This window comes from Streptococcus sp. HMSC073F11 (genome assembly GCF_001810785.1).
Lineage (GTDB): Bacteria > Bacillota > Bacilli > Lactobacillales > Streptococcaceae > Streptococcus.
Window position 1 is genome coordinate 376,702 of the sequence record NZ_KV802698.1, and the last position, 25,703, is coordinate 402,404.

Here is a 25,703-nt window from a genome sequence, read left to right on the forward strand (position 1 = left end):
GGACAATCTAAAGCAGATTCATCCTCTTTTTCAGGCTGTCTTTAAAACCTTTCTCAAGTATAAAGAAAAGATTGTCAACGCCCTTCAACTACTCTACTCCAACGCCAAATTAGAAGTGACCAATAATCTCATTAAGCTTATCAAACGCAATGCCTATGGTTTTCGGAACTTTGAAAACTTAAAAAACGGATTTTCATCGCTCGAAATATCAAAAAAAGAAAGGACAAAATTTGTCCTTTCTAGATCTTAGCTTTTCTTCAACACACTACAGTTGACAAAGAGCCAAAAGTGCTTGGAAGACCAAACACTTTTTCGATTATTCATTTTCTTCAGTTACAAATTGACTGAGCAGTCCGTTAATAAAGCGGGCTGATTTTTGATCTGAAAAATTCTTGGCAAGTTCAATGGCTTCATTGACTGCTACTAGCTGAGGTGTATCAAATGAAGTAATTTCAAAGATACCCAAGCGTAGTAAGTTTTTTTCGACCAAGGTTAAGCGTTCAACTGTCCAACCTGACTTGAGGTGCTGGTTGATTTGTTTATCCAACTCGTCTTTTTGAGCTTGAACACCAGAAACCAAGTTCAGAAGAAAGGCAGGAATTTGCACATCTTCATCTTCACGGTCATGTGTGTAGGCAAAGCTACAAGCTGTTTCCATATCTGTGTCGAATTCAAGGCTCATGAGAGCTTGAAAAGCGCATTTACGAAGTTCGCGTCTAGATTCTAATAATGGACTAGTCATTGAGGAAGTCCTCGTTAAATAGATCTTTCAACTCAGGTTTTGGTGTTTTGTCTGGAACGATTCCTGCAACATGGATGTTGACAGCAGCAAGTTCCACATCAGCCATATCACGGACAGCATCTTTTACTGCTTTTTGAATAGCAAGAGCAACTTTTGGTACTTTCACACCGTACTCAAGGTAGAGATAGATGTCAGCAGTTAGTTCTTCGTTGCTTTCTTTTAAGTAGACGCCACGACCAAGAGAGAGTTTTGATAGGGTATCAGATACGGATTTATTTGAAAATGAATGGACACCATCAACTTTAGCAGTTGCGATGGCAATGATTTTTTCAAGTACACGTGGAGCGATAACGATTTCGCCAAATTGTTCTTCAGTTCCCATAGAATGACCTCTTTCTAGAGATTAGGCACGAGAAACGTAAGTTCCTTCTGCAGTGTTGATGATCAATTTTTGTCCAGCTTCAATGAAGTCAGGAACGTTGACAACAAGTCCAGTTTCCATAGTTGCTGGTTTACCAGAACCTGTAACAGTAGCACCTTTGATAGATGGTTGTGTTTCAGCAACTGTCAATTCAACAGTAGTTGGTACAGTTACACCGATTACTTCAGTTCCGTAGAATTGGATTTTCACATCAGAGTTTTCAAGGATGTAAAGCAATTCATTTTCAACGTTTACGACTGGGATTTCGTATTGGTCGTAAGTTTCAGTGTTCATGAAGTAGGCAGTTTCATCCATTTTGTACAAGTATTGAGCTGGAACAGTTTCGATAATAGCTTGTTCGAATTTTTCTTCTGGACGGTAGCTTGTATCAAAAGTAGAACCAGTACGGACATCACGTAATTTCATACGCATGATTGTGTTCCCTTTACCTGGTTTGTGGTGGCTAGCCTCTAAAACGCGGATCAATTTTCCGTCTGCAGTTTCAAATGTCATACCAGCTTTCAATTTGCTTGCTTCAATCATGTTTTTACCTCTTTAATAAATATTATTACTCTTCATTTTACCATAAAATCTTCTGGAAATAAAGCCAAAATAGTTATTGGAAGATGGTGGGGTAGAAAAAACCAACCTCAGGGCTGGTTTCTTTTACATATTACTATTCTTTCAACTTGGCCAATTCCTGGGCAAAGACTTGGTGGATAATTGGAATCAAGACAGCTGGATATGAAATTTGGACCATACCTGCTTTTTCAACGTATTCATGCGCGCCACCGCCATTTTTAGCCAGGTGGACAAAGACTTTCTTGGTCGTAGCTGAGCTCTTCAAGAAGGATATGGGATTGAGACTATTGAAAAGGTAGATCTCTTAATTTGAATGATTATTAAACTATATTATAACCTTTAAAAATCATCTAAGATATACTTGTCGTTATTTACTAGCAGTTATCTTTTTTATGGAATGATGTTCAATGAGCCACCCTATAATCCACCCCGTCGCTAGCAAGTAATTTTCGAAAGCACCGATAGCATTTACAGGAGAATGAGACTCCATAAAATTGACTAAGTGATTTGTTCCTATTCCAATCCCACCGAAGATGAGAGCGAGAAGCACGATTCGTAGATAGAACCAATCGTACTTAATATTGACACCGAGAATAAGAATCAATACAGCTAGGTTCCATATTCCAATTTCTCGTTGCCAACCAGCAGAGATTCCGTACCCGGAGTGACTTCCCATGTATGATGGAAAGAAAATTTGTAGTATAGAAGCGCCTAGCATAGCGATGATGACTAAAACAAATAGCAATCGTAAAAATTTGTTCATTTATTCTCCTTGTCTCATTCTCGTCTTAAAAGTAGAAAAAAGTGTTTAAAGAGTAAATTACTCACTGTCTTTCAACTTGGCCAATTCTTGTGCAAGTAGTTTAAGAGCAACTTGTGGGTTGGCTTGGCCTTTGGTTGCCTTCATAAGGAATCCTGTGAAGGCCTTGTCTGCGTTTCGTTTGCCTGACTTGAAGTCGGCAACAGCAGCTTCGTTATCCGCAAAGACTTGGTGGATGATTGGAATCAGAACGTCTGGATCTGAGATTTGGACCATTCCTGCTTTTTCCACGTAGTCACGCGCGCCACCGCCATTTTTAGCCAGATGAACAAAGACTTTTTTGGCAATCTTAGAAGAGATAGTGCCGTCTTCGATGATGGCAATCATTTCAACCAAGTTTTCTGGTGTTAATTCGATTTGTTCCAGTGTTTTACCTTCAGCGTTCAAGAACTGAGCAACTTCCCCTTGGAGCCAGTTTGAGACTTGCTTAGCATCGCCACCGAGGGCAACAGCTTTCTCAAAGAAGTCAGAAGTGACTTTGTTGGCAGTCAACTGGCTAGCATCGTAGTCTGACAAGCCAAGGTCAGATACGTAGCGCGCACGGCGTTCTTTTGGAAACTCTGGTAACTCTGTAAGCATTTCTTCAATCCACTCGTCTGAGATTTCAAAGAGTGGTAGGTCTGGTTCTGGGAAGTAGCGGTAGTCTGCAGCACCTTCTTTGACACGCATGAGGATAGTTGCCTTGTTCGCTTCGTCGTAACGGCGTGTTTCTTGGCGAATTTGACCACCAGAGCGAAGGATTTCAGCCTGACGTTGGACTTCGTATTCAAGACCCTTGCGAACGTTTGAGAAGGAATTCAAGTTCTTCAACTCAGTCTTGGTACCGAATTTCTCTTGACCATAAGGACGAAGAGAGATGTTGGCATCCACGCGCATAGAACCTTCTTCCATCTTAACGTCGGAAATGCCAGCGTACTGGATGACTTCCTTGAGGGCTGTTAGATAAGCATAGGCTTCTTCAGGAGAACGCATGTCCGCTTCAGATACAATCTCAATCAATGGCACCCCTTGGCGGTTGAGGTCTACATAAGAGTAGCCATCTGTACCGTGGGTGTTTTTACCAGCGTCTTCCTCTAAGTGGGCGCGTTCGATACCGATTTTCTTAGTTGTACCGTCTTCTAGCTCCACTTCAATCCAGCCGTTATAACCGATTGGCTCATCAAACTGAGAAATTTGGTAGGCTTTTGGATTATCAGGATAGAAGTAGTTCTTGCGGTCAAAGTGCATCTTTTTGTGGATGTCCATGTTGAGGGCAAGAGCTGCCTTGATACCGGCATCGACAACCCCTTTATTGAGAACTGGCAGTACTCCTGGGAAAGACCAGTCAATCACGTTGGTGTTGGCATTTTGATCATTTCCAAAGTGGGCAGAAGTAGGTGAGAAGATTTTTGAATTGGTGTTGAGCTCTACGTGGACTTCAAGTCCAATGACTGTTTCAAAGTTCATTAGTTATCACCTCCAAAAATCACGGGTTGTTGTTTGTGGTAGTCTGTTGTTGCTTCAAAGGCAGCAGCAACTTGGTAAATGGTTTCCTCAGAGTACTTAGGACCAATCAATTGGAGCCCGACTGGGAGACCTTGAGAGAATCCAGCAGGAACTGAAATTCCTGGGAGACCAGCCAAGTTGACTGGGATTGTCAAGAGGTCAGCCAAGTACATGGCAACTGGGTCGTGGTTGAGTGAATCCAAGTCATAGGCAACGCTTGGTGCAGTTGGTCCCAAAATCAAGTCATAATCCGCAAAGACGTTTTCGAAATCTTGGATGATGAGGGTACGAACCTGACCAGCTTTCTTGTAGTAGGCATCGTAGTAACCTGATGAAAGGCTGAAAGTGCCGAGCATGATACGGCGTTTCACTTCTTCACCGAAACCTTGGCTACGGCTGTTTACATAGATTTCATCAAGATTAGTCGCATCTTCTGCGCGGTAACCGTAACGGATACCGTCAAAGCGTTGCAAGTTTGATGAGGCTTCTGATGAAGCGATGATGTAGTAAACGGCAACACCGTATTTTGAATGAGGAAGGCTGACTTCTTCAACGATAGCACCAAGTTTTTCAAAGTGTTTGGCTGCGTTCAGAATGGTTTCCTTAACCTCTGGGTCAATTCCTTCACCAAGGTATTCCTTAGGCAAAGCAATTTTCATGCCCTTGATGTCTTGTCCGATTTTTGAAGTAAAGTCGGCAATGCGGACAGGGGCAGAAGTAGAGTCTTTGGCATCTTCGCTCGCGATCGCATTGAGCAAGAGGGCGTTTTCCTTAACAGTTGGTGCGAAAGGTCCGATCTGGTCTAATGAGCTACCGAAGGCAATGAGACCGAAACGAGAAACTGTTCCGTAGGTTGGTTTGAGACCAACGATACCGTTGAAGGCAGCAGGTTGGCGGATGGAGCCACCAGTATCAGAACCAAGTGACAAGCGGACTTGTCCAGAAGCTACAGCTGCGGCAGAACCACTTGATGAACCACCAGGAACCTTGCTGTGGTCCCAAGCATTTTTAGTTGCTCCGTAGTGTGAAGTTTCCCCTGAACCACCCATAGCAAATTCGTCCATGTTGGTTTTCCCTACGACAATCATGCCTTTGGCTTTTGCATTGGAAACGGCTGTCGCATCAAAGATAGGCTCGTAGTTGTAGAGCATTTTTGAGGCAGCAGTTGTGAGGATACCGTCAGTAGAGATATTATCCTTGACAGCTAGTGGAATTCCTGAAAGGACATTATCAGCGTCAATTCCAGCTTCATCAATGGCTTTGGCTTGAGCAAGGGCTTGCTCCTCAGCGATGGTGACAAAAGCGTTGATAGCTGTCTCTCGAGACTTGATATCTTCAAGCGTTGCTTGGGTCAATTCAGTTGCAGAAATTTCCTTAGAGACAAGGAGATTGTGCAAGTCTTCAATGGTTTTATTGTTAAAAGTCATTAGGCATCTCCTCCATCGTCTAGGATAGCTGGTACCTTGATATAATAGTTTTCTTTTTCAGGTACGTTTTTAAACAAGCGATCGCGGTCTGTTCCTTCTTCGGCCACATCAGGGCGGAGTACGGTCTTGCGGTCAGCCATAGTTGTAGTAGGTGCAACACCAGTTGTGTCAACTTCGCCCAGCAACTCAACCATGTCAACAATCTTAGACAAGGTAGTCGCAAAGGCAGCAGTTTCTTCTTCAGAGAATCTTAATTTTGAAAGATTGGCAACGTGTGTTACCTCTTCTTGCGTAATTTTCATCTTGCATCCTTTCGTGAAATGATGATTTTTAGTCTGTTCTATTTTACCATATTTTCCTATAAATAAGGGAGGGGGAGCTGAAAAGAAATAGAAATTGAAAAAAATGCTAAAATCCGATATAATGGAGTGTTGAAAGGAATGGTAAAATCCAATGTAAAATCATTTTTAGCTATTGAAATAACTAAAAATAGAAAATCAAAGAAAGAGAACTTATGAATATTCAAGAAGAAATTAAGAAACGTCGTACCTTTGCTATCATCTCCCACCCGGACGCGGGGAAAACTACTATTACTGAGCAGTTGCTCTACTTTGGAGGCGAGATTCGTGAGGCTGGTACGGTAAAAGGAAAGAAAACAGGGACTTTTGCCAAGTCTGACTGGATGGATATCGAGAAGCAACGTGGGATTTCGGTTACTTCATCTGTTATGCAATTTGACTACGACGGAAAACGCGTGAATATCCTCGATACGCCAGGGCACGAGGACTTCTCAGAAGATACCTATCGTACCTTGATGGCGGTGGATGCTGCGGTCATGGTGGTGGACTCTGCCAAGGGTATCGAGGCCCAAACTAAGAAATTGTTTGAGGTTGTGAAACACCGTGGTATTCCAGTCTTTACCTTTATGAACAAGCTCGACCGTGACGGTCGTGAACCTTTGGATCTTTTGCAAGAATTGGAAGAAGTCTTGGGCATTGCTAGCTACCCTATGAACTGGCCTATCGGGATGGGGAAAGCTTTTGAAGGCTTGTATGACCTTTATAACCAACGCTTGGAGCTCTATAAAGGGGATGAGCGCTTTGCCAGTCTGGAAGATGGGGACCAGCTTTTTGGCAGCAATCCTTTCTACGAGCAAGTCAAGGATGACATTGAGCTTTTAAATGAAGCTGGGAATGAGTTTTCAGAGGAAGCTATTTTGGCTGGAGAATTGACACCTGTCTTCTTCGGTTCAGCTCTTACTAACTTTGGTGTTCAGACCTTCCTTGAAACCTTCCTCAAATTTGCTCCAGAACCACATGGACACAAGAAAACGGACGGTGAAATTGTGGATCCTTATGACAAGGATTTCTCAGGATTTGTCTTTAAAATCCAAGCTAACATGGACCCTCGTCACCGTGACCGCATTGCCTTTGTTCGTATCGTATCAGGCGAATTTGAGCGCGGCATGAGTGTCAATCTCCCTCGTACTGGTAAGGGTGCTAAACTTTCGAATGTGACCCAGTTTATGGCTGAAAGTCGTGAGAATGTGACTAATGCCGTGGCAGGAGATATCATCGGGGTTTACGATACAGGTACTTATCAGGTTGGGGATACCTTGACAGTTGGAAAAAACAAGTTTGAATTTGAACCACTGCCAACCTTCACTCCTGAAATTTTCATGAAAGTTTCTGCCAAGAATGTCATGAAGCAAAAATCCTTCCACAAGGGAATCGAGCAATTGGTGCAAGAAGGAGCCATTCAGCTTTATAAAAATTACCAAACAGGCGAGTACATGCTGGGAGCTGTTGGTCAACTTCAGTTTGAAGTCTTCAAGCATCGTATGGAAGGCGAGTACAATGCGGAAGTAGTCATGAGTCCAATGGGTAAAAAGACCGTTCGCTGGATCAAGCCTGAGGACTTGGATGAACGGATGTCATCAAGTCGCAATATCTTGGCAAAAGACCGTTTTGACCAGCCAGTCTTCCTCTTTGAAAATGACTTTGCCCTCCGCTGGTTTGCGGACAAGTATCCAGACGTAGAGTTGGAGGAGAAGATGTGACTCAGTACCAACAATTGGAACTAAAGTTCCTAATTGTTGGACGCTAGTCGCTATTTGGCGAACTAGCTAACTGCCTCACTAACTGAGTTTTACAAATGGAATCGATTTGTAAAACTCAGTGTCGTAATCTAATAATAGGTAACCGCTATGGCGGCTTACCTAAACGCTTCACTAGGAAAAATCCACGAATGGTATCGATTCGTGGGCTTTTCCGTTGTAACTGGTAGTGAGAGGTCTAGCTAACTGTCTTACTAACTATGTGTGGTAAATGAAATTGATTTGTAAAAATTAGTGTCGTGGATAATAAGACAGCAAAGTATGTGGGGTTTTACCTTAGCCCTCTATCAAAAAGATGTTGAATATTAGACCTTATTCATTTTACTATTAACCTTTATGGTAATAACTTACAAATAAAAGAAAACTTCAGATATTCACCTTTTGTGATTGGTCTGAAGTTTTCTTTTTTACTGTCCATATTTTTTATAAAAATCAACTTTTACTTGGATGAAGGTTTTGGCTTCACGTAGGAGTTGAAGAAGTGTGGCACGGGTTTCAAATTCTTCTCTTGTCTTGGGCAGACTGCGGTTACGGAAGACTTCCAGATAACGTTCAATTTCATCTAGCAAATCAGAAGCAGGATTGGTCTGGCTCAGTTGACCGGCAATTTTTGAAAAGAGTTGGGCCAAAATCAGGCTCTCACTGGCAGCTAGGTGACAGGTGTTGATTTGCTGGGCCATGTTTCGCAGTATACGACTTTGTCGCTGTCTCATTTCAAAATAGTGGATATGGTAGTCGGTTTGGTGAAAGAGGTGGTCAGAGTGATCCAAATAGACTAGTCTGAGTGCTTCTTCCAAAAGGGTGTCCAATTCTTCAACCAGCTGTGCTCGATTGCGTCCATCTCCTCTGGATAAATAATATTTGAAGCGCTGGAGAATATCTTTTAACTTTTCTTCTACCAGTGTGTGGTAGTGATGAATTTCCTCTTCTCGTGAAGGCATGTAGAGATTGACAAGCAAAGCAAATCCTGTACCAATAGCAAAGAGAAGGAATTCATTGACTAGGAGGTCTGGAGAGGTTGACTTTTGCACTAAGAGATGGCTAACCAAAACGCTACTTGGTGTGATGCCAATCTCCCAGCCCATCTTGTAGGCTAGAGGCACATAGAGGGCTAGATAGAGGCCAAGGCTCCAGATATGAAATCCGCTCAAGTGAAAAGCCAAAACGCCAATAGTAAGAGCTAGAAGCATAGAAAAGAGCCGATTGCGGGCCAGTTTTAAGGTACTTCTACGGGTGTCGGATAGGCTCAAGAGGGCGATGATTCCAGCTGAAATTGCTGAGGAGAGATTGAAAAAATAAGCAAGAAGGCAGGCAAGACAGGTAGCTAAGATGAGCTTGGTCGTACGTTGGCTAATAGACATAAGGATTTCCTAGTAAGTTAGATAAAAGCGGAAAAGACAAGACCTGAGCAGGCTTGTCTTTATGAGTTATTTCTTACGGGATGCTGCGTATTCGGCAACAGCTGTGAAGAGGACATCTGTAGAAGAGTTGAGGGCTGTTTCACATGAGTCTTGAATGACACCAATCACAAATCCAACCCCAACAACTTGCATGGCAATATCGTTAGAAATACCGAAAAGGCTACAAGCAACGGGGATAAGAAGGAGGGATCCTCCAGCGATACCAGAAGCACCACAGGCTGAGATTGCTGCTACTACACTGAGGACAAAGGCTGTGGCAAAGTCAACAGGGATTCCAAGAGTATTTACTGCAGCAAGGGTTAGAACGTTAATAGTAATCGCTGCCCCTGCCATGTTGATAGTAGAACCAAGTGGGATAGAAACAGAATAGGTATCTGGATCCAGACCGAGGTCGTGGCAAAGTTTCATATTGACAGGGATGTTAGCCGCAGAACTACGAGTGAAGAAGGCTGTAACACCGCTGACACGCAAACATTTCCAAACGAGGGGATAAGGGTTTTTCTTCATAAAGAGGAAGGCAATCAATGGATTGACAACCAGAGCGACAAAGAACATAGTTGTCACCAAGAGGGCAAGCAAGATTCCGTAGTTAGCTAGGCTTCCGATTCCCTTATCAGAGATGGTTTTGAAGACAAGACCAAGGATACCAAATGGAGCTAGATTGATGATCCATTCGACAATCTTAGAAGTCACATCAGCCATAGTTTTCAGCAATTCTTTACTATTTTTGCTGGCCTCTCTCATAGCAATCCCGAAAACAACTGCCCAAGATAAGATACCGATGTAGTTAGCAGTAACGAGGGCATTGACTGGATTGTCAACCAGTTTGAGCAAGAGATTGCTGAGGACCTGGCCAATTCCATCTGGTGGTGCGATTTCTGTATTGGCACTATTTAAGGTAATCTCAACAGGGACGATGAAACTTGCTAGGACAGCAACAAGTGCCGCTGCAAAGGTCCCTACCAAGTAAAGGAAGATAACCGTTTTCATGTTGCTATCTTGTCCCTTTTGATGTTGGGAAAGGGCGTTAGCAACGAGGGCAAAGACTAGAATAGGTGCGATGGCTTTTAGACCGCCAACAAAGAGATCTCCGAGTAGACCAATTCCTGAAATGTTAGGAAGTGTCAGCCCTAGGGTTCCTCCAATAAGCATACCAATCAAAATCCGTTTGATTAGGCTTGCCTTATTCCAAGCATGAATGAATTTTTTCATAACAATCTCCTTTGTTGTGTAATGTTTATGATTATAGTATAAATATGAACTAAAATCAAGAATTTTCTGTCTATTTTGGCTATTATTTTTGAATATTTATGGAGATTCATCACTTGTGAAAGTATGGTATAATAAATGAAAGGAGTTTTCTATGAAAGAATTTATTCAAACCTACCTCAATAAGCTTGATGTTACAACGATTATTGAAAATATCTTAACCAAGTTAATTTCTCTGTTATTCCTATTTTTACTGTTTTATATAGCTAAGAAATTGCTCTATACCATGGTGCAGAGAATTGTTAAACCTTCTCTAAAAATGTCTCGTCATGATGTTGGGCGTCAGAAAACCATCTCACGTCTGTTAGAAAATGTGTTTAATTATACCCTTTATTTCTTTTTGCTTTATTGTATCTTGTCTATTTTGGGTTTGCCAGTTTCTAGTTTGCTTGCTGGAGCTGGGATTGCTGGGGTGGCTATTGGAATGGGAGCTCAAGGTTTTCTGTCTGATGTCATCAATGGCTTTTTCATCCTTTTTGAACGTCAACTGGATGTGGGAGATGAGGTCGTTCTGACAAATGGTCCTATTACTGTCTCGGGCAAGGTTGTCAGTGTCGGCATTCGAACAACTCAACTCAGAGGAGAAGATCAGGTTCTGCACTTCGTTCCCAATCGGAATATCACCGTTGTCAGCAATTTCTCTCGGACAGACCAGGCCTGAAATTTTAGCAGATTTATGGTACAATGGAAAGAGTTTGGTAAAGGAGAGAAGATGTTTTTAGAAAAACAGTTGGGCAATGGTTGTACCTGGATTAACTTAGATTTGGACAAGTTGAAAAAACTAGAGGATCTTTCTGAAATCTACGGTTTGGACAAGGAAACCATCGAATATGCGCTGGATAGGAATGAGCGTGCCCACATGGATTATCACCGTGAAACGGAGACGGTAACCTTTATTTATAATGTTCTTGATTTAGAAAAAGACAAAGAATATTATGAAGCGATTCCCATGACCTTTATCGTCGAAAGACAACGAATGATTACCATCAGCAACCATAAGAATGCTTATGTCATTGATCAGATGTCAGCTTATCTGGATAGCCATGAGTCGCTTTCTATTTACAAGTTTCTCTTTGCTGGTTTAGAGATTATCAGTAACGCTTATTATCCTGTCATTGAAGAGATGGATAAAAGTAAGGACGAAATTAGTGCCTTGCTACGTCAAACTACAACAAAGAAAAATCTCTTCGCCCTCTCTGACTTGGAGACTGGTATGGTTTACTTGACAGCAGCAGCAAAACAAAATCGACTCCTCTTGGAACATATCCAGGGCCATGCTCTTTATCGGAGATTTAATGATGTCGAACGAGAGCAGTTTGATGATGCCATGATTGAAGCCCATCAGTTGGTGTCTATGACAGACTTGATTTCTCAAGTCTTGCAACAACTCTCAGCTTCTTACAACAACATCCTAAACAATAACTTGAATGATAGTTTGTCAATTTTGACTATTATCTCCGTCTTACTAGCAGTACTTGCGGTTATTACAGGTTTCTTCGGAATGAATGTTCCTCTACCATTTACAGAAGAGCCAAATGCTTGGATTTATATCTTAATGACTAGCTTGATTTTATGGGTGGCCTTATCTCAATGGCTGAAGAAAATTACTAGAAAATAAAAGAAAAGGAGCCAAAATGGTGATTGAAAACTACATGCCAGACTTTGCTGTGGAAGCAGTCTATGATCTGACAGTCCCAAGCCTGCAGGCGCATGGAATCAAGGCTGTTTTGGTCGATTTGGACAATACCCTCATTGCTTGGAACAACCCTGACGGGACGCCAGAGATGAAGCAATGGCTACATGATCTTCGGGACGCGGGCATTCGCATCATTGTGGTATCAAATAACACTAAAAAACGCGTCCAACGAGCAGTTGAGAAATTTGGGATTGACTACGTTTATTGGGCTCTGAAGCCCTTCACATTTGGGATTGACCGTGCCATGAAGGAATTTCATTATGAGAAAAGTGAAGTGGTCATGGTTGGCGACCAGCTCATGACAGATATACGAGCAGCCCACCGTGCAGGCATTCGCTCGATTTTAGTCAAACCCTTGGTCCAACATGACTCGATCAAAACACAGATCAACCGAGCTCGTGAGCGCCGTGTGAAGCGAAAAATCACTGAAACGTACGGACCGATTACATATAAAAAAGGAATTTAACTATGGAAGAAATTCTCTGTATTGGTTGTGGAGCAACCATTCAGACGACAGATAAGGCTGGTCTTGGTTTTACCCCCCAGTCGGCACTTGAAAAAGGTTTGGAAACTGGCGAAGTCTATTGCCAACGCTGTTTCCGTCTCCGCCACTATAATGAAATCACGGATGTCCAGTTGACGGACGATGATTTCCTCAAGCTCTTGCACGAGGTGGGAGACAGTGATGCCTTAGTGGTCAATGTCATTGATATCTTTGATTTTAATGGCTCTGTCATTCCAGGCTTGCCACGTTTTGTCTCGGGCAATGATGTCCTCTTGGTGGGAAATAAAAAAGATATCCTACCTAAGTCAGTTAAGCCGGGCAAGATTAGCCAGTGGCTCATGGAACGTGCCCACGAAGAAGGACTTCGTCCAGTCGATGTCGTCCTAACTTCAGCACAAAACAAACATGCCATTAAGGAAGTCATTGACAAGATTGAACACTACCGTAAGGGTCGCGATGTCTATGTGGTCGGTGTGACCAACGTTGGAAAATCAACTCTAATCAATGCTATTATCCAAGAAATCACGGGTGACCAAAATGTCATCACGACTTCGCGCTTCCCAGGGACAACCTTGGACAAGATTGAGATTCCGCTTGACGACGGATCTTATATCTACGATACACCGGGGATTATCCACCGTCACCAGATGGCTCACTACTTGACAGCCAAAAACCTCAAGTATGTCAGCCCCAAAAAGGAAATCAAGCCTAAAACCTATCAGCTTAATCCTGAACAAACCCTGTTTCTAGGCGGTCTCGGACGCTTTGACTTTATTGCAGGTGAAAAGCAAGGTTTCACAGCCTTTTTTGACAATGAACTCAAATTGCATCGTACCAAGCTAGAAGGAGCCAGTGCCTTTTATGATAAGCACCTCGGAACTCTCCTGACACCACCAAATAGCAAGGAAAAAGAAGATTTTCCTAAACTGGTTGAGCATCTATTTAACATCAAGGATAAGACAGACCTAGTCATCTCAGGCCTAGGATGGATTCGTGTAACAGGAACTGCCAAAATCGCCGTCTGGGCACCAGAAGGCGTCGCAGTCGTCGCACGAAAAGCAATTATTTAAAATAAAATCACTGAGCGAACAAAGTGAGCTCATAAAGAGATAGTTATTGCCGTGGGGTCTTGCCAATCGTTAGATTGGCAAGGGGCACAATTGAGACCAAGGCTCAATTATGAGGTCAGGAAATCCATTTTTCAAAGATGAGATCTTTGGGAAATTAGTTCCGACCGTCCCTCACCACCTAAAATAACTATCAAAAAACAAGGAAGAAAATTATGTCATTAACATCAAAACAACGTGCCTTCCTCAACAGTCAGGCACACACTCTCAAACCCATCATCCAAATCGGGAAAAATGGGCTTAACGACCAAATCAAAACCAGCGTCCGTCGGGCTCTTGACGCACGGGAATTGATTAAGGTTACACTCTTGCAAAATACAGATGAAAACATCCACGAAGTAGCTGAAATCTTGGAAGAAGAAATCGGTGTGGACACAGTCCAAAAAATCGGACGCATCTTGATTTTGTTTAAACAATCCAGCAAAAAAGAAAATCGCAAGATTTCTAAAAAAGTCAAAGAAATCTAAAAAACCTACTCCAAACAACTGTTTTTACAGAGAAATAAAGGAGACTAGCCTATGGCAATCGAATTATTGACTCCCTTTACCAAGGTAGAGTTGGAGCCAGAAATAAAGGAGAAAAAACGCAAACAAGTTGGGATTTTAGGGGGGAATTTTAACCCTGTTCACAATGCCCATCTGATCGTTGCGGACCAAGTACGGCAACAGTTGGGATTGGACCAGGTTTTGCTTATGCCTGAATACCAACCTCCTCATGTAGATAAAAAGGAAACCATTCCTGAACACCATCGTCTCAAGATGCTTGAATTGGCGATTGAGGGGATTGAGGGCCTAGCCATTGAAACCATCGAGTTAGAGCGCAAGGGCATTTCCTACACTTATGACACCATGAAAATCTTGACAGAGCAACATCCAGATACGGATTATTACTTCATTATCGGAGCTGATATGGTGGACTATCTGCCTAAGTGGTACCGAATTGATGAGCTGGTCGATCTGGTTCAGTTTGTGGGGGTTCAGCGACCACGCTACAAGGCAGGGACTTCCTATCCTGTTATCTGGGTGGATGTGCCTCTCATGGATATCTCGTCCAGCATGGTGCGTGATTTCCTTGCCCAAGGTCGAAAACCTAACTTTCTCCTACCTCAGCCGGTGCTAGACTACATCGAGAAGGAGGGGCTCTACTGATGGCTTATCAAAACTATATCAACTGCTCTCGCGAGGCTTTGTTGGAAAAAATGGCAGAGCTTCTACCTGAAAAACGGTTAACCCATTGTTTGGGTGTGGAGCGTGCGGCCATAGAATTGGCTCAGCGATTCGAAATTGATGCTGAGAAAGCTGGTCTTGCAGGTCTCCTTCATGACTATGCTAAAAAGCTGTCAGATCAGGAATTTTTGAATTTGATTAACCGTTATCAGCTAGACCTTGACCTCAAAAACTGGGGTAATAATGTCTGGCATGGCATGGTTGGCATCTACAAGATTCAAGAAGATTTGGATTTGCATGATCCAGAAATCCTGCGAGCCATTGAAATCCATACAGTCGGTGCTGGTCAGATGACAGATCTTGATAAGGTTATCTACGTTGCAGACTATATAGAGCATAATCGTGCCTTTCCTGGAGTAGATGTAGCGCGCGAGATTGCAACTCTATCGCTTAATAAGGCGGTGGCCTACGAAACAGCTCGTACTGTGGAGCATCTAGCTCATCAGGGATTTCCAATCTATCCCAAAACCCTTGAAACCTATAACGCCTTTGTGCACTATTTGAAAGAGGACTAAATGAACGAAAAAGAATTACTAGAACTAGTCGTGAAAGCGGCTGATGAGAAACGTGCGGAGGATATTCTCGCACTTGATGTACAAGATTTGACCAGCGTGACGGACTACTTTGTTATCACTAGCTCGATGAATAGCCGTCAGTTGGACGCTATCGCTGACAATATCCGTGAAAAAGTAGCTGAAGCAGGCTTTAAAGGAAGTCATATCGAAGGTGATGCAACTGGAGGCTGGGTTTTGCTGGACCTAGGTTCTGTTGTCGTGCATATCTTCTCAGAAGAAATGCGTGCCCACTATAACCTAGAGAAGCTATGGCATGAGGCGAATTCAGTAGATATTTCAGCAACTCTTGCTTAGAAGACGAACTCAGTTGCAGTCAACTGGGTTTCTTTGCTTATTTTAGAAAAAATGGATAGAAAGGTAAAGGGCGAGTGGTGTTTGCCATGGAGGCTCTTGGTATCATGATTATGGCAACTTATGAAACCTTTGCGGCTGTTTACGATGCTGTGATGGATGATAGTTTATATGATAAATGGACGGATTTTTCGCTGCGTCATTTGCCTAAGACAAAGGATAGAAAGAAGCTTTTGGAATTGGCTTGTGGAACAGGTATCCAGTCTGTCCGCTTTTCTCAGGCTGGCTTTGATGTGACTGGACTTGACTTGAGCGCGGATATGCTGAAGATTGCTGAAAAGAGAGCGGCTTCAGCCAAGCAAAAGATTGATTTTATTGAAGGCAATATGCTGGATTTGTCCAAGGCAGGTCAATATGATTTTGTCACGTGTTATTCTGACTCAATCTGCTACATGCAGGATGAGGTGGAAGTAGGGGACGTCTTTAAAGAAGTCTATAATGCCCTCAATGAAGATGGAGTTTTCATCTTTGATGTGCATTCGACCTACCAAACAGACGAGATCTTCCCAGGCTATTCTTACCATGAAAATGCGGAAGATTTCGCTATGCTCTGGGACACCTATGAGGACGAAGCTCCTCATTCCATCGTCCATGAGCTGACTTTCTTTATCAAGGAGGCGGATGGTTCCTTTAGTCGCCACGATGAAGTGCATGAGGAGCGGACCTATGAGATCTTGACCTATGATATTTTGCTGGAACAGGCCGGATTCAAATCCTTCAAACTCTTTGCGGACTTTGAAGACAAAGAGCCGACAGAAACTAGCACCCGTTGGTTTTTTGTCGCGCAGAAGTAGGAGGTTGATATGGTTCGATCAAAATATTCTTGGGAAGAAGTTTCTCAGTTTAATCGTATCCGTCAAAATGGAACGCTTTGGGAAAAAGATGGGCAATACTTTTATGTTCAGGAAGAAGGAACCGTATTTTCAGAGTTAGTTGTTTACGATATGTCCAAGAAACTTTTTGATATGTTAGTAAATGAAATAAAATCAGAGGATGATATCCGACATATGCTAATGTACGGAACATGGCCAATGACGGTTGCCGGATGCCATAGTCCAACTATGTTGATAGCTTATCCTGAACTACAAAAGAATTATAGTAATGAACAACTAGCAGAGATCCTTCCAGTGGGAGAAAAACAATGGCTTAACTGGAGAGGGAGATTGCCTGAGTGGTATCGTAGATTTCGTCATTAGGAAGGGAGATTACCATGACCATCACAGGTATTATCGCGGAATTCAATCCCTTTCATAATGGACATAAATACCTGTTGGATCAGGCGAAGGGACTGAAAATCGTAGCCATGTCAGGAAATTTCATGCAGCGTGGAGAGCCAGCTATCGTGGACAAGTGGACACGGGCCCAGATGGCGCTGGAAAATGGAGCGGATCTGGTAGTAGAATTGCCCTTTTTAGTCAGTGTTCAGGCGGCAGATTTCTTTGGCCAAGGCGCTGTGTATATCTTGGCTCGGTTGGGTATTGATACTCTAGCATTTGGGACGGAGGAAGTTGTGGATTACCAGAAAATCGCTGACTTATACACAGAACAAGGCGCTGATATGGAGAAATTTGTGGAAAATCTTCCTGATTCTCTTTCTTATCCCCAGAAGACCCAGGCCATGTGGAAGGAATTTGCAGGTCTTGATTTTTCAGGAAATACGCCCAACCATGTTCTTGCTCTTGCCTATGTCAAGGCAGTTGCGGGACTCAACATCAAACTTCATCCGATTCAGCGTCAGGGGGCTGGCTATCATTCTGTGGATAAGGATGTGGACTTTGCCTCGGCGACAGCCCTGCGTCAGCACCAGAAGGACCAAGATTTCTTAGAACGCTTTATGCCTTCGGTTGCCCTTTTTGAGCAGGCCAGTAAGGTGAACTGGGAAGACTATTTTCCTATGCTCCGCTATCAAATCTTGTCCAATCCAGACCTAACCACTATCTATCAGGTCAATCAAGAAATGGCTGTGCGCATTAAGGAAGCCATCAAAACAGCTCAGTCTTTAGAAGAATTGGTCGAGGCGGTTGCCACCAAACGTTACACTAAGGCGCGTGTCAGACGTCTCCTGACTTATATTTTGGTGCAGGCCAGAGAAAGTGACTTGCCAGAAGGGATTCATGTTCTTGGTTTTACCGAAAAAGGCAGACAACATCTCAAATCTCTGAAAGGGCAGGTACATTTAGTCAGCCGCATAGGTAAAGAGCCTTGGGATAGCATGACGCAAAAGGCAGACCAGATTTATCAACTTGGAAATCCAGGTATAGCGGAGCAGAATTTTGGAAGAGTGCCGATTAGAATAGAAACAAACTAAGTCTACTGAAAGGTAGGCTTTTTCTTAAATCTCTACTAAACTAGGATTTCTAAGAAATAGAGATTGCACTAATAAATTTTAGGTAAATGTGTTTTAAATTCCCAAAACATATTCTATTTTAGGTTTGTGAAAATCACTTTTTTATGGTAGAATGTAAAAGAATGTATGTCATTCGGAATAACAATAAAATGAGGTAAAAACATGGAAATCATGTCGCTTGCGATTGCTGTTTTTGCCGTCATCATTGGTTTAGTCATTGGATATGTCAGCATCTCAGCCAAGATGAAATCATCTCAGGAAGCTGCAGAGTTGATGCTTTTAAATGCTGAACAAGAAGCAACTAATTTACGTGGACAAGCTGAGCGTGAAGCAGATTTACTTGTTAATGAAGCTAAACGTGAAAGCAAGTCTCTTAAAAAAGAAGCACTATTGGAGGCCAAAGAAGAAGCCAGAAAATACCGTGAAGAAGTGGACGCTGAATTCAAATCAGAACGTCAAGAACTCAAACAAATCGAAAGTCGTTTGACAGAGAGAGCTACTAGCCTCGATCGTAAGGACGACAATTTGACGAGTAAAGAACAAACACTTGAACAAAAAGAACAAAGTATTTCTGATAGAGCGAAAAACCTTGATGCGCGTGAAGAGCAATTAGAGGAAGTCGAAAGACAAAAAGAAGCAGAACTAGAGCGTATTGGTGCTCTGTCTCAGGCAGAAGCACGAGATATTATCTTGGCTCAGACAGAGGAAAACTTGACCAAGGAGATTGCTAGCCGTATTCGCGAAGCTGAGCAAGAGGTCAAGGAACGTTCTGATAAAATGGCCAAGGATATCCTGGTTCAAGCTATGCAACGTATCGCTGGTGAATATGTAGCGGAGTCAACAAACTCAACAGTTCATCTGCCAGACGATACTATGAAGGGACGCATTATTGGTCGTGAAGGTCGTAACATTCGTACCTTTGAAAGTTTGACAGGGGTCGATGTGATTATCGACGATACACCAGAAGTGGTAACCTTGTCAGGATTTGACCCGATTCGTCGTGAAATTGCTCGTATGACCATGGAAATGTTGCTTAAGGATGGTCGTATCCATCCAGCTCGTATCGAAGAGTTGGTTGAGAAAAACCGTCAAGAGATTGATAATAAGATCCGTGAATATGGTGAGGCAGCAGCCTATGAGATTGGTGCGCCAAACCTTCATCCAGACTTGATGAAGATTATGGGACGTTTGCAGTTCCGTACTTCTTATGGACAAAATGTCTTGCGTCATTCGATTGAGGTTGCTAAGTTGGCTGGTATTATGGCGAGCGAACTTGGTGAAAATGCGGCTCTTGCCCGTCGTGCTGGATTCCTTCACGATATCGGAAAAGCTATTGACCGCGAGGTTGAGGGTAGCCACGTTGAAATCGGTATGGAATTGGCTCGTAAGTATAAGGAACACCCAGTTGTGGTCAATACGATTGCTAGTCACCACGGTGATGTTGAAGCTGAGAGCGTCATTGCAGTGATCGTCGCTGCAGCAGATGCCTTGAGCGCAGCTCGTCCAGGTGCTCGTAGTGAGTCTCTTGAAAGCTACATCAAGCGTCTCCATGATTTGGAAGAAATTGCTAACGGCTTTGAAGGGGTACAAAATAGCTTTGCCCTTCAAGCAGGACGTGAAATCCGTATCATGGTCAACCCAGGACAAATCAAGGACGACAAAGTCACAATCTTGGCTCACAAAGTTCGTGAGAAAATTGAAAACAATCTCGATTACCCAGGAAATATCAAGGTAACCGTGATTCGCGAGCTTCGTGCAGTAGATTATGCTAAATAAATAAGAAAGAGCAGTTGAAAAATTACTGCTTTTTTGTTACACTAGATAGAAAGACTGTAAAGGATAATCTGGCTTTTTGCCATTATTCTAGAGAAATGTTATTTCACAGACTGACTAAAAGGAGACACAATGGTAGACCGAGGCTTACTAATCGTTTTTTCTGGTCCTTCAGGGGTTGGAAAAGGAACGGTTAGAAGAGAGATTTTTGAGAGTTCTGAAAATCAATTTCAATATTCTGTATCGATGACGACACGCGCACAACGTCCTGGTGAAGTGGACGGAGTGGACTATTTCTTCCGTACTCGTGAAGAGTTTGAAGAGCTGATTCGTCAAGGACAGATGTTGGAATACGCAGAATATGTCGGCAACTACTATGGAACTCCTCTGACCTATGTCAATGAAACCTTGGACAAGGGAATCGATGTTTTCCTTGAAATTGAAGTTCAGGGTGCTCTTCAGGTCAAGAAAAAGGTTCCAGATGCTGTCTTTATCTTCCTGACACCACCAGATTTGGATGAATTGCAAGATCGTTTGGTAGGACGTGGAACAGACAGCGCAGAAGTGATTGCCCAACGAATCGAAAAAGCCAAGGAAGAAATTGCCCTTATGCGTGAGTATGATTATGCGATTGTCAACGATCAGGTGCCCCTAGCTGCTGATCGTGTCAAACGTGTGATCGAAGCAGAGCACTTCCGTGTGGATCGTGTCATTGGTCACTATCAGGAGATGTTACCAAAATCTCCAACTACCCGATAAAATTTAGAAAATAGGTACAAGCAAATGATGTTAAAACCCTCTATTGATACCTTGCTCGACAAGGTTCCATCAAAATATTCACTCGTAATCTTGGAAGCAAAACGTGCCCACGAATTGGAAGCAGGTGCGCCAGCAACTCAAGGTTTCAAATCTGAAAAATCAACTCTTCGCGCTTTAGAAGAAATCGAATCAGGAAACGTTACAATTCACCCAGATCCAGAAGGAAAACGTGAAGCAGTGCGTCGCCGTATCGAAGAAGAAAAACGCCGCAAAGAAGAAGAAAAGAAAATCAAAGAGCAAATCGCTAAAGAAAAAGAAGATGGTGAAAAAATTTAAGGTTGGGGGGACTCAATCTTATTTTTTCTATTGCAAGAATGTACTGACAAGGAGGAGGTGAGAAGATGGCTATAGCCAAGATTATCGTAGATGTGCCTTTGATGCAGACGGACCAGCCCTATAGTTACAGGATTCCTAAGGAATTCGAGGGAATGCTAGAAGTTGGGATGCGGGTTCATGTGCCTTTTGGTAAGGGCAATCGCCTGATTCAAGGGATTGTTCTTGGTTTGGAGTCCCAACCAGATGAAGAAGAGGCTAATCATGATTTAAAAGATATTGCGGAGGTGCTGGATTTTTCTCCTGTTCTCACGCAAGAACAACTCTGGCTTGCTGAGGAGTTACGCAAGTCCGTCTTCTCCTATAAAATCTCCATCCTCAAGGCTATGCTACCAGGATTTCTGAACTCCAGCTATGACAAGATTCTCTATCCTCTTGCAGGTCTGAGTCAGGAAGACCGAGAGCGCTTGTTTGGTTCAGAGGATTCGCTTGCATTTTCTTCTCTGGATTTAGCTAAGCAAGCTGAAATGATGCGTTTGACTAGAAAAGGCCTGCTTGGTCTAGAATATCAGGCAATTGATCAAAAGAAGGTCAAGACCCAGTCTTGGTATGAGGTTGACCTTGCTCAATTAGAAAGTGTAGAGATTTCTACGCGTGCTAAGAAAAAGTTGGAATTGAGAGATTATTTGCTGTCTCATCCAGAGAGTGCTTCTTTGGCTAGTTTGTTAGAGTCCTACTCGCGGGAGCAAGTCAACTTCTTTGTGGAACAAGGTGCTGTGACCATAGTCCAAAAGGAAGTTCAACGCTCGGCTGCTTATTTTGAAGGGATTGAAGCAAGTCAGCCTTTGGAATTGAATCCAGAGCAAAGACAGGCGCGTGATGCGGTTGTCAGTGCGATTGGCAGTCATCAGGCTCCCTTCCTCCTTCAAGGGATTACAGGAAGTGGGAAGACCGAGGTTTACTTGCAGATTATCCAAGGGGCTTTGGATAAGGGCAAGACAGCTATTTTGCTGGTACCTGAGATTTCCTTGACTCCTCAGATGACGGAGCGTTTTATCGCTCGTTTTGGGGATAAGGTTGCCATTCTTCACTCTGGCCTGTCTAATGGTGAAAAGTATGATGAATGGCGCAAGGTGGAACGCGGCGATGCTCAAGTTGTTGTTGGTGCTAGATCGGCCATCTTTGCCCCCCTGAAAAATCTAGGTGTCATGATTATTGATGAGGAGCATGAAGCGACTTATAAGCAAGACAGCAATCCCCGTTACCATGCCAGAGAGGTGGCTATTTTACGGGCCCGGTATAATCAAGCGGCCTTGGTCCTTGGTTCAGCGACACCAAGTCTGGAAAGCCGTGCGCGGGCTGGAAAAGGCGTCTATCAGCACTTATGTCTGACCCAACGAGCTAATCCTTTAGCCACCATTCCTGAGGTTCAAGTGATTGATTTTCGGGACTATATCGGACAAAATGAGACGTCAAACTTTACACCGCCTTTGCTAGAAGCTATCCAAGACCGTCTGGCTAAAAAAGAGCAGGTGGTTCTCATGCTCAATCGCCGTGGTTATTCTAGCTTTGTCATGTGTCGGGAATGTGGGACGGTGGATACTTGTCCCAACTGTGACATTTCTCTGACCTTGCACATGGATACCAAGACCATGAACTGCCATTATTGTGGGTTTTCTAAGGACATTCCTCAGGTCTGTCCTAACTGTAAGAGTCGCAGTATTCGTTACTATGGAACAGGGACTCAAAAAGCTTATGATGAGCTAGCAGAACTCTTTCCTCAAGCCCGCATTCTGCGTATGGATGTGGATACGACCCGCAAGAAAGGCAGTCACCAAGCTCTTCTTGATCAGTTTGGACGAGGAGAAGCAGATATCTTGCTGGGAACTCAAATGATTGCCAAGGGATTGGATTTTCCCAATGTAACCCTAGTCGGAGTTCTTAATGCGGATACAGCTTTGAATCTGCCTGATTTCCGTTCTTCTGAGAGAACCTTCCAGCTCTTGACTCAGGTGGCAGGTCGAGCAGGTCGGGCTGAAAAAGCTGGGCAGGTCTTGATTCAGTCTTACAATCCTCAGCACTACGCTATTCGATTTGCAAAAGACCAAGACTACGAAGGCTTTTATGCCTATGAAATGGGTATCAGACGCCAACTTGGTTATCCACCTTACTATTTCACGATTGGCATTACCCTCTCTCATAAGAAAGAAGAAGAGGTGGTCAAACGTGCCTATGAAGTTATGAGCGTTTTGCGGTCAGGTTTGTCAGAGACCAGTAAGATTCTCGGGCCGACGCCCAAGCCCATTGCTCGTACCCACAACCTCTATCATTACCAGATTTTGATTAAATATCGTTTAGAAGATGAGCTGGGGCCAACCCTCAATCGGGTTCTGGCTTTAACTCAAGAACGGGAAAATAGTGAGCTCCGTCTTAGCATTGACCATGAGCCACAGCAATTTTTATAAGAAGGAGAAGATATGACAAAACTAATCTTTATGGGGACACCCGACTTTTCAGCAACAGTCTTAAAAGGACTTTTGACAGATGACCGTTACGAAATTCTAGCCGTTGTAACCCAGCCAGACCGTGCTGTTGGTCGTAAAAAAGTTATCCAAGAAACACCAGTCAAGCAGGCTGCCAAGGAAGCAGGTCTTCCTATCTACCAACCTGAAAAATTATCTGGAAGTCCAGAGATGGAAGCGATTATGAATTTGGGAGCGGATGGAATTGTGACTGCTGCTTTTGGGCAGTTTCTCCCAAGTAAACTCCTTGATAGCATGGACTTTGCGGTCAACGTTCATGCCTCTCTTCTTCCTAAACACCGTGGTGGTGCGCCTATCCATTATGCCTTGATTCAAGGGGATGAGGAAGCTGGTGTGACCATTATGGAGATGGTTAAGGAAATGGATGCAGGAGATATGATTTCTCGTCGTAGTATTCCGATTACGGATGAGGACAATGTCGGCACCTTGTTTGAGAAATTGGCGCTAGTTGGTCGCGATTTGCTTTTAGACACTTTGTCTGCCTACATTGCTGGGGAAATCAAACCTGAACCGCAGGATCCAAGTCAAGTTACTTTCTCGCCCAATATCAAGCCAGAGGAAGAAAAGTTAGATTGGACTAAAAGCAATCGTCAACTCTTTAACCAAATCCGTGGAATGAATCCGTGGCCTGTTGCCCATACTTTCCTTAAGGGCGACCGCTTTAAGATTTATGAAGCACTACTAGTGGAAGGTAAGGGAAATCCAGGTGAGATCCTCTCTATTGGTAAGAAAGAATTGATTGTCGCAACGGCAGAAGGGGCTCTATCCCTCAAACAAGTGCAGCCAGCTGGTAAACCTAAGATGGACATTGCTTCCTTCCTCAACGGACTTGGACGGACATTGACTGTAGGAGAACGATTTGGTGACTAAAGTAGAAACGGCTAGAAGTTTAGCTCTAGCAGCATTAGAGGATGTTTTTATCAATCAAGCATACTCAAACATCGCCTTAAATAAGCATCTAAAGGGAAGTCAACTTTCAGCAGCAGACAAGGGCTTGGTGACAGAGATTGTCTATGGAACGGTGGCCCGTAAACTGACTCTGGAATGGTACCTGTCCCACTTTATCGAAGACAGAGACCAGTTAGACAGCTGGCTCTATGTCCTACTTCTCATGAGCGCCTACCAGCTCCGCTATTTGAACAAGATTCCAGACCATGCTGTGGTCAATGAAGCAGTAGAATTGGCCAAAGTCCGTAAAAAAGGTAGTGAAAAATTGGCCAACGCCGTCCTTCGTCGTATTCTACGTGAAGGATGGCCAGATATCACCAGCATCAAACGAAAAAACAAGCGTGACTCCATTGCATATTCCCTTCCGGTTTGGCTAGTTTCCAAGCTCAAAGAAGAATACGGCGAAGAGCGAGCGCAGGCTATTTTTGAAAGTCTCTTGGTGCGTAACAAGGCCAGTATTCGTGTGACTGATTTAAGCCGAAAAGAGGAAATCCAAGCCTTGTTGGAGGCTAGTGATTCGTCCTTGTCTTCTTCTGGTCTGGTTAAGGAGCAGGGGCATTTTGCAGGCCATGATTTGTTTGCAGAGGGAGCCATTACCATCCAAGACGAGTCCAGTCAGCTGGTTGCGCCAACTCTTGATTTACAAGGTGATGAGAAGGTTCTAGATGCTTGTGCGGCTCCGGGTGGGAAAACAGCCCATATAGCCTCTTATCTCACGACAGGTCAGGTTACTGCTCTGGATTTATATGACCATAAGTTGGACTTAATCCAAGAAAATGCCCAACGTCTAGGAGTTGCAGATCGGGTTCAAAGGCAAAAATTAGATGCCAGAAAGGTGCATGAGTTTTTTGGTCAGGATTCCTTTGACAAGATTTTAGTAGATGCTCCCTGTTCAGGAATTGGCCTTCTGCGTCGAAAACCAGACATCAAATACAATAAAGAAACGGCAGATTTCGCGTCATTGCAGGAAATTCAGCTAGAAATATTAGGTAGTGTTTGTCAAACACTACGCAAAGGTGGTATAATAACTTATAGTACCTGTACTATTGTCTCAGAGGAGAATTTTCAAGTCGTTGAGGCGTTTTTAGAAAGTCATCCTGAGTTCGAGCAGGTAGAACTAGAACATGAATGTAAGGATATCATGAAAGACGGCTGTATCCTCATTACACCTGAATTGTATGGAAGTGATGGATTCTTCATCAGTCAATTTCGCAAGATATCGGATTAGGAAGGAACT

The 25,703-nt window shown here is 43.3% G+C and carries 27 protein-coding genes and 2 pseudogenes; 19 read left to right on the forward strand and 10 right to left on the reverse strand.

All coding sequences use genetic code 11. From position 1 onward, the window contains the following. Positions 1 to 250: pseudogene (locus HMPREF2764_RS09880) on the forward strand (transposase); the annotation flags it as partial. Positions 251 to 316: 66 nt separating this feature from the next. Here HMPREF2764_RS09880 and nusB read toward each other — a convergent pair. The 8 genes and pseudogenes from nusB to gatC all read right to left on the reverse strand — a co-directional run bounded on the left by nusB (position 317) and on the right by gatC (position 5,779). Continuing rightward, positions 317 to 742, reverse strand: a complete 426-nt coding sequence (gene nusB / locus HMPREF2764_RS08635) for a transcription antitermination factor NusB (protein ID WP_070528848.1) — start codon at positions 740 to 742, stop codon at positions 317 to 319. Next, complete coding sequence (locus HMPREF2764_RS08640; RefSeq protein ID WP_070528853.1) at positions 735 to 1,124, reverse strand: Asp23/Gls24 family envelope stress response protein; 390 nt, start codon at positions 1,122 to 1,124, stop codon at positions 735 to 737. The genes nusB and HMPREF2764_RS08640 overlap by 8 nt, the downstream gene beginning before the upstream one ends. A gap of 21 nt (positions 1,125 to 1,145) precedes the next feature. After that, positions 1,146 to 1,706, reverse strand: a complete 561-nt coding sequence (efp, locus tag HMPREF2764_RS08645) for an elongation factor P (protein WP_000568643.1) — start codon at positions 1,704 to 1,706, stop codon at positions 1,146 to 1,148. Between the two features lie 136 nt (positions 1,707 to 1,842). Next, positions 1,843 to 2,004: pseudogene (locus tag HMPREF2764_RS08650) on the reverse strand (glutamyl-tRNA amidotransferase); the annotation flags it as partial. A 108-nt stretch (positions 2,005 to 2,112) separates the two neighbouring features. Next, positions 2,113 to 2,508 (reverse strand): hypothetical protein, encoded by a 396-nt coding sequence (locus tag HMPREF2764_RS08655; protein WP_070528857.1) that lies wholly within the window; start codon positions 2,506 to 2,508, stop codon positions 2,113 to 2,115. A 57-nt stretch (positions 2,509 to 2,565) separates the two neighbouring features. Further along, positions 2,566 to 4,011: an Asp-tRNA(Asn)/Glu-tRNA(Gln) amidotransferase subunit GatB gene (gatB, locus tag HMPREF2764_RS08660; protein ID WP_070528859.1), complete on the reverse strand. Its 1,446-nt coding sequence runs from the start codon at positions 4,009 to 4,011 to the stop codon at positions 2,566 to 2,568. Continuing rightward, positions 4,011 to 5,477: an Asp-tRNA(Asn)/Glu-tRNA(Gln) amidotransferase subunit GatA gene (gatA, locus tag HMPREF2764_RS08665; RefSeq protein ID WP_070528862.1), complete on the reverse strand. Its 1,467-nt coding sequence runs from the start codon at positions 5,475 to 5,477 to the stop codon at positions 4,011 to 4,013. Before gatA ends, gatB begins: the two co-directional genes overlap by 1 nt. Beyond that, positions 5,477 to 5,779, reverse strand: coding sequence for an Asp-tRNA(Asn)/Glu-tRNA(Gln) amidotransferase subunit GatC (gene gatC, locus HMPREF2764_RS08670; RefSeq protein ID WP_000705420.1), 303 nt, complete (start codon positions 5,777 to 5,779; stop codon positions 5,477 to 5,479). Before gatC ends, gatA begins: the two co-directional genes overlap by 1 nt. Positions 5,780 to 5,991: 212 nt before the next feature. Between gatC and HMPREF2764_RS08675 the strand changes: the two genes are divergently transcribed. Beyond that, a complete protein-coding gene (locus tag HMPREF2764_RS08675) occupies positions 5,992 to 7,536 on the forward strand; it encodes a peptide chain release factor 3 (RefSeq protein WP_033685454.1) in 1,545 nt (514 codons plus the stop codon). Positions 7,537 to 8,000: 464 nt separating this feature from the next. Here HMPREF2764_RS08675 and HMPREF2764_RS08680 read toward each other — a convergent pair whose 3' ends face one another. Together HMPREF2764_RS08680 and sstT are read right to left on the reverse strand one after the other, a co-directional pair. Further along, complete coding sequence (locus HMPREF2764_RS08680) at positions 8,001 to 8,954, reverse strand: aromatic acid exporter family protein (protein ID WP_070528865.1); 954 nt, start codon at positions 8,952 to 8,954, stop codon at positions 8,001 to 8,003. 66 nt (positions 8,955 to 9,020) lie between these two features. Beyond that, complete coding sequence (gene sstT, locus HMPREF2764_RS08685) at positions 9,021 to 10,226, reverse strand: serine/threonine transporter SstT (protein ID WP_070528869.1); 1,206 nt, start codon at positions 10,224 to 10,226, stop codon at positions 9,021 to 9,023. Between the two features lie 151 nt (positions 10,227 to 10,377). Between sstT and HMPREF2764_RS08690 the strand changes: the two genes are divergently transcribed. The 17 genes from HMPREF2764_RS08690 to rsmB all read left to right on the forward strand — a co-directional run bounded on the left by HMPREF2764_RS08690 (position 10,378) and on the right by rsmB (position 25,694). Then, entirely contained in the window at positions 10,378 to 10,944 is a 567-nt protein-coding gene (locus HMPREF2764_RS08690) for a mechanosensitive ion channel family protein (RefSeq protein ID WP_070528872.1), read from the forward strand. A 51-nt stretch (positions 10,945 to 10,995) separates the two neighbouring features. Continuing rightward, the gene (locus HMPREF2764_RS08695; protein ID WP_023943579.1) at positions 10,996 to 11,901 is read left to right on the forward strand and encodes a magnesium transporter CorA family protein; all 906 of its coding nucleotides are present in this window, start codon (positions 10,996 to 10,998) and stop codon (positions 11,899 to 11,901) included. A 16-nt stretch (positions 11,902 to 11,917) separates the two neighbouring features. Next, positions 11,918 to 12,445: a YqeG family HAD IIIA-type phosphatase gene (locus HMPREF2764_RS08700; protein WP_049500248.1), complete on the forward strand. Its 528-nt coding sequence runs from the start codon at positions 11,918 to 11,920 to the stop codon at positions 12,443 to 12,445. 2 nt (positions 12,446 to 12,447) lie between these two features. Continuing rightward, positions 12,448 to 13,554 (forward strand): ribosome biogenesis GTPase YqeH, encoded by a 1,107-nt coding sequence (yqeH, locus tag HMPREF2764_RS08705; protein ID WP_049492111.1) that lies wholly within the window; start codon positions 12,448 to 12,450, stop codon positions 13,552 to 13,554. Positions 13,555 to 13,766: 212 nt separating this feature from the next. Next, entirely contained in the window at positions 13,767 to 14,078 is a 312-nt protein-coding gene (gene yhbY / locus HMPREF2764_RS08710; RefSeq protein ID WP_045612188.1) for a ribosome assembly RNA-binding protein YhbY, read from the forward strand. A 51-nt stretch (positions 14,079 to 14,129) separates the two neighbouring features. Next, entirely contained in the window at positions 14,130 to 14,759 is a 630-nt protein-coding gene (locus HMPREF2764_RS08715) for a nicotinate-nucleotide adenylyltransferase (RefSeq protein WP_070528875.1), read from the forward strand. After that, positions 14,759 to 15,352: a bis(5'-nucleosyl)-tetraphosphatase (symmetrical) YqeK gene (gene yqeK / locus HMPREF2764_RS08720; RefSeq protein WP_070528877.1), complete on the forward strand. Its 594-nt coding sequence runs from the start codon at positions 14,759 to 14,761 to the stop codon at positions 15,350 to 15,352. The genes HMPREF2764_RS08715 and yqeK overlap by 1 nt, the downstream gene beginning before the upstream one ends. Next, positions 15,353 to 15,706 carry a ribosome silencing factor gene (gene rsfS / locus HMPREF2764_RS08725; RefSeq protein ID WP_070528879.1) on the forward strand — a complete coding sequence of 118 codons (354 nt, stop codon included), beginning with the start codon at positions 15,353 to 15,355 and terminating at the stop codon, positions 15,704 to 15,706. A 110-nt stretch (positions 15,707 to 15,816) separates the two neighbouring features. Further along, a complete protein-coding gene (locus HMPREF2764_RS08730; RefSeq protein ID WP_070529192.1) occupies positions 15,817 to 16,557 on the forward strand; it encodes a class I SAM-dependent DNA methyltransferase in 741 nt (246 codons plus the stop codon). Positions 16,558 to 16,566: 9 nt separating this feature from the next. After that, positions 16,567 to 16,959, forward strand: coding sequence for a hypothetical protein (locus HMPREF2764_RS08735; protein ID WP_070528882.1), 393 nt, complete (start codon positions 16,567 to 16,569; stop codon positions 16,957 to 16,959). A gap of 14 nt (positions 16,960 to 16,973) precedes the next feature. Further along, positions 16,974 to 18,071, forward strand: coding sequence for a nucleotidyltransferase (locus tag HMPREF2764_RS08740; RefSeq protein ID WP_070528889.1), 1,098 nt, complete (start codon positions 16,974 to 16,976; stop codon positions 18,069 to 18,071). A gap of 201 nt (positions 18,072 to 18,272) precedes the next feature. Further along, entirely contained in the window at positions 18,273 to 19,886 is a 1,614-nt protein-coding gene (locus HMPREF2764_RS08745) for a ribonuclease Y (RefSeq protein WP_000404934.1), read from the forward strand. Between the two features lie 129 nt (positions 19,887 to 20,015). Then, the gene (gene gmk, locus HMPREF2764_RS08750) at positions 20,016 to 20,642 is read left to right on the forward strand and encodes a guanylate kinase (protein WP_070528891.1); all 627 of its coding nucleotides are present in this window, start codon (positions 20,016 to 20,018) and stop codon (positions 20,640 to 20,642) included. A 24-nt stretch (positions 20,643 to 20,666) separates the two neighbouring features. Next, positions 20,667 to 20,978 (forward strand): DNA-directed RNA polymerase subunit omega, encoded by a 312-nt coding sequence (gene rpoZ / locus HMPREF2764_RS08755; RefSeq protein ID WP_070528894.1) that lies wholly within the window; start codon positions 20,667 to 20,669, stop codon positions 20,976 to 20,978. 65 nt (positions 20,979 to 21,043) lie between these two features. Beyond that, positions 21,044 to 23,440: a primosomal protein N' gene (locus HMPREF2764_RS08760; RefSeq protein WP_070528898.1), complete on the forward strand. Its 2,397-nt coding sequence runs from the start codon at positions 21,044 to 21,046 to the stop codon at positions 23,438 to 23,440. A gap of 12 nt (positions 23,441 to 23,452) precedes the next feature. After that, positions 23,453 to 24,388, forward strand: coding sequence for a methionyl-tRNA formyltransferase (gene fmt / locus HMPREF2764_RS08765; RefSeq protein ID WP_070528901.1), 936 nt, complete (start codon positions 23,453 to 23,455; stop codon positions 24,386 to 24,388). Then, positions 24,381 to 25,694, forward strand: a complete 1,314-nt coding sequence (gene rsmB, locus HMPREF2764_RS08770; protein WP_070529196.1) for a 16S rRNA (cytosine(967)-C(5))-methyltransferase RsmB — start codon at positions 24,381 to 24,383, stop codon at positions 25,692 to 25,694. The genes fmt and rsmB overlap by 8 nt, the downstream gene beginning before the upstream one ends. The last annotated feature ends 9 nt before the right edge of the window (positions 25,695 to 25,703 follow it).

Excerpts from the sequence above, each read along its gene's own strand:
- nusB (WP_070528848.1), bottom strand. The coding sequence starts at position 742 with ATGACTAGTCCATTATTAGAATCTAGACGCGAACTTCGTAAATGCGCT.
- HMPREF2764_RS08640 (WP_070528853.1), bottom strand. The coding sequence starts at position 1,124 with ATGGGAACTGAAGAACAATTTGGCGAAATCGTTATCGCTCCACGTGTA.
- efp (WP_000568643.1), bottom strand. The coding sequence starts at position 1,706 with ATGATTGAAGCAAGCAAATTGAAAGCTGGTATGACATTTGAAACTGCA.
- HMPREF2764_RS08655 (WP_070528857.1), bottom strand. The coding sequence starts at position 2,508 with ATGAACAAATTTTTACGATTGCTATTTGTTTTAGTCATCATCGCTATG.
- gatB (WP_070528859.1), bottom strand. The coding sequence starts at position 4,011 with ATGAACTTTGAAACAGTCATTGGACTTGAAGTCCACGTAGAGCTCAAC.
- gatA (WP_070528862.1), bottom strand. The coding sequence starts at position 5,477 with ATGACTTTTAACAATAAAACCATTGAAGACTTGCACAATCTCCTTGTC.
- gatC (WP_000705420.1), bottom strand. The coding sequence starts at position 5,779 with ATGAAAATTACGCAAGAAGAGGTAACACACGTTGCCAATCTTTCAAAA.
- HMPREF2764_RS08675 (WP_033685454.1), top strand. The coding sequence starts at position 5,992 with ATGAATATTCAAGAAGAAATTAAGAAACGTCGTACCTTTGCTATCATC.
- HMPREF2764_RS08680 (WP_070528865.1), bottom strand. The coding sequence starts at position 8,954 with ATGTCTATTAGCCAACGTACGACCAAGCTCATCTTAGCTACCTGTCTT.
- sstT (WP_070528869.1), bottom strand. The coding sequence starts at position 10,226 with ATGAAAAAATTCATTCATGCTTGGAATAAGGCAAGCCTAATCAAACGG.
- HMPREF2764_RS08690 (WP_070528872.1), top strand. The coding sequence starts at position 10,378 with ATGAAAGAATTTATTCAAACCTACCTCAATAAGCTTGATGTTACAACG.
- HMPREF2764_RS08695 (WP_023943579.1), top strand. The coding sequence starts at position 10,996 with ATGTTTTTAGAAAAACAGTTGGGCAATGGTTGTACCTGGATTAACTTA.
- HMPREF2764_RS08700 (WP_049500248.1), top strand. The coding sequence starts at position 11,918 with ATGGTGATTGAAAACTACATGCCAGACTTTGCTGTGGAAGCAGTCTAT.
- yqeH (WP_049492111.1), top strand. The coding sequence starts at position 12,448 with ATGGAAGAAATTCTCTGTATTGGTTGTGGAGCAACCATTCAGACGACA.
- yhbY (WP_045612188.1), top strand. The coding sequence starts at position 13,767 with ATGTCATTAACATCAAAACAACGTGCCTTCCTCAACAGTCAGGCACAC.
- HMPREF2764_RS08715 (WP_070528875.1), top strand. The coding sequence starts at position 14,130 with ATGGCAATCGAATTATTGACTCCCTTTACCAAGGTAGAGTTGGAGCCA.
- yqeK (WP_070528877.1), top strand. The coding sequence starts at position 14,759 with ATGGCTTATCAAAACTATATCAACTGCTCTCGCGAGGCTTTGTTGGAA.
- rsfS (WP_070528879.1), top strand. The coding sequence starts at position 15,353 with ATGAACGAAAAAGAATTACTAGAACTAGTCGTGAAAGCGGCTGATGAG.
- HMPREF2764_RS08730 (WP_070529192.1), top strand. The coding sequence starts at position 15,817 with ATGGCAACTTATGAAACCTTTGCGGCTGTTTACGATGCTGTGATGGAT.
- HMPREF2764_RS08735 (WP_070528882.1), top strand. The coding sequence starts at position 16,567 with ATGGTTCGATCAAAATATTCTTGGGAAGAAGTTTCTCAGTTTAATCGT.
- HMPREF2764_RS08740 (WP_070528889.1), top strand. The coding sequence starts at position 16,974 with ATGACCATCACAGGTATTATCGCGGAATTCAATCCCTTTCATAATGGA.
- HMPREF2764_RS08745 (WP_000404934.1), top strand. The coding sequence starts at position 18,273 with ATGGAAATCATGTCGCTTGCGATTGCTGTTTTTGCCGTCATCATTGGT.
- gmk (WP_070528891.1), top strand. The coding sequence starts at position 20,016 with ATGGTAGACCGAGGCTTACTAATCGTTTTTTCTGGTCCTTCAGGGGTT.
- rpoZ (WP_070528894.1), top strand. The coding sequence starts at position 20,667 with ATGATGTTAAAACCCTCTATTGATACCTTGCTCGACAAGGTTCCATCA.
- HMPREF2764_RS08760 (WP_070528898.1), top strand. The coding sequence starts at position 21,044 with ATGGCTATAGCCAAGATTATCGTAGATGTGCCTTTGATGCAGACGGAC.
- fmt (WP_070528901.1), top strand. The coding sequence starts at position 23,453 with ATGACAAAACTAATCTTTATGGGGACACCCGACTTTTCAGCAACAGTC.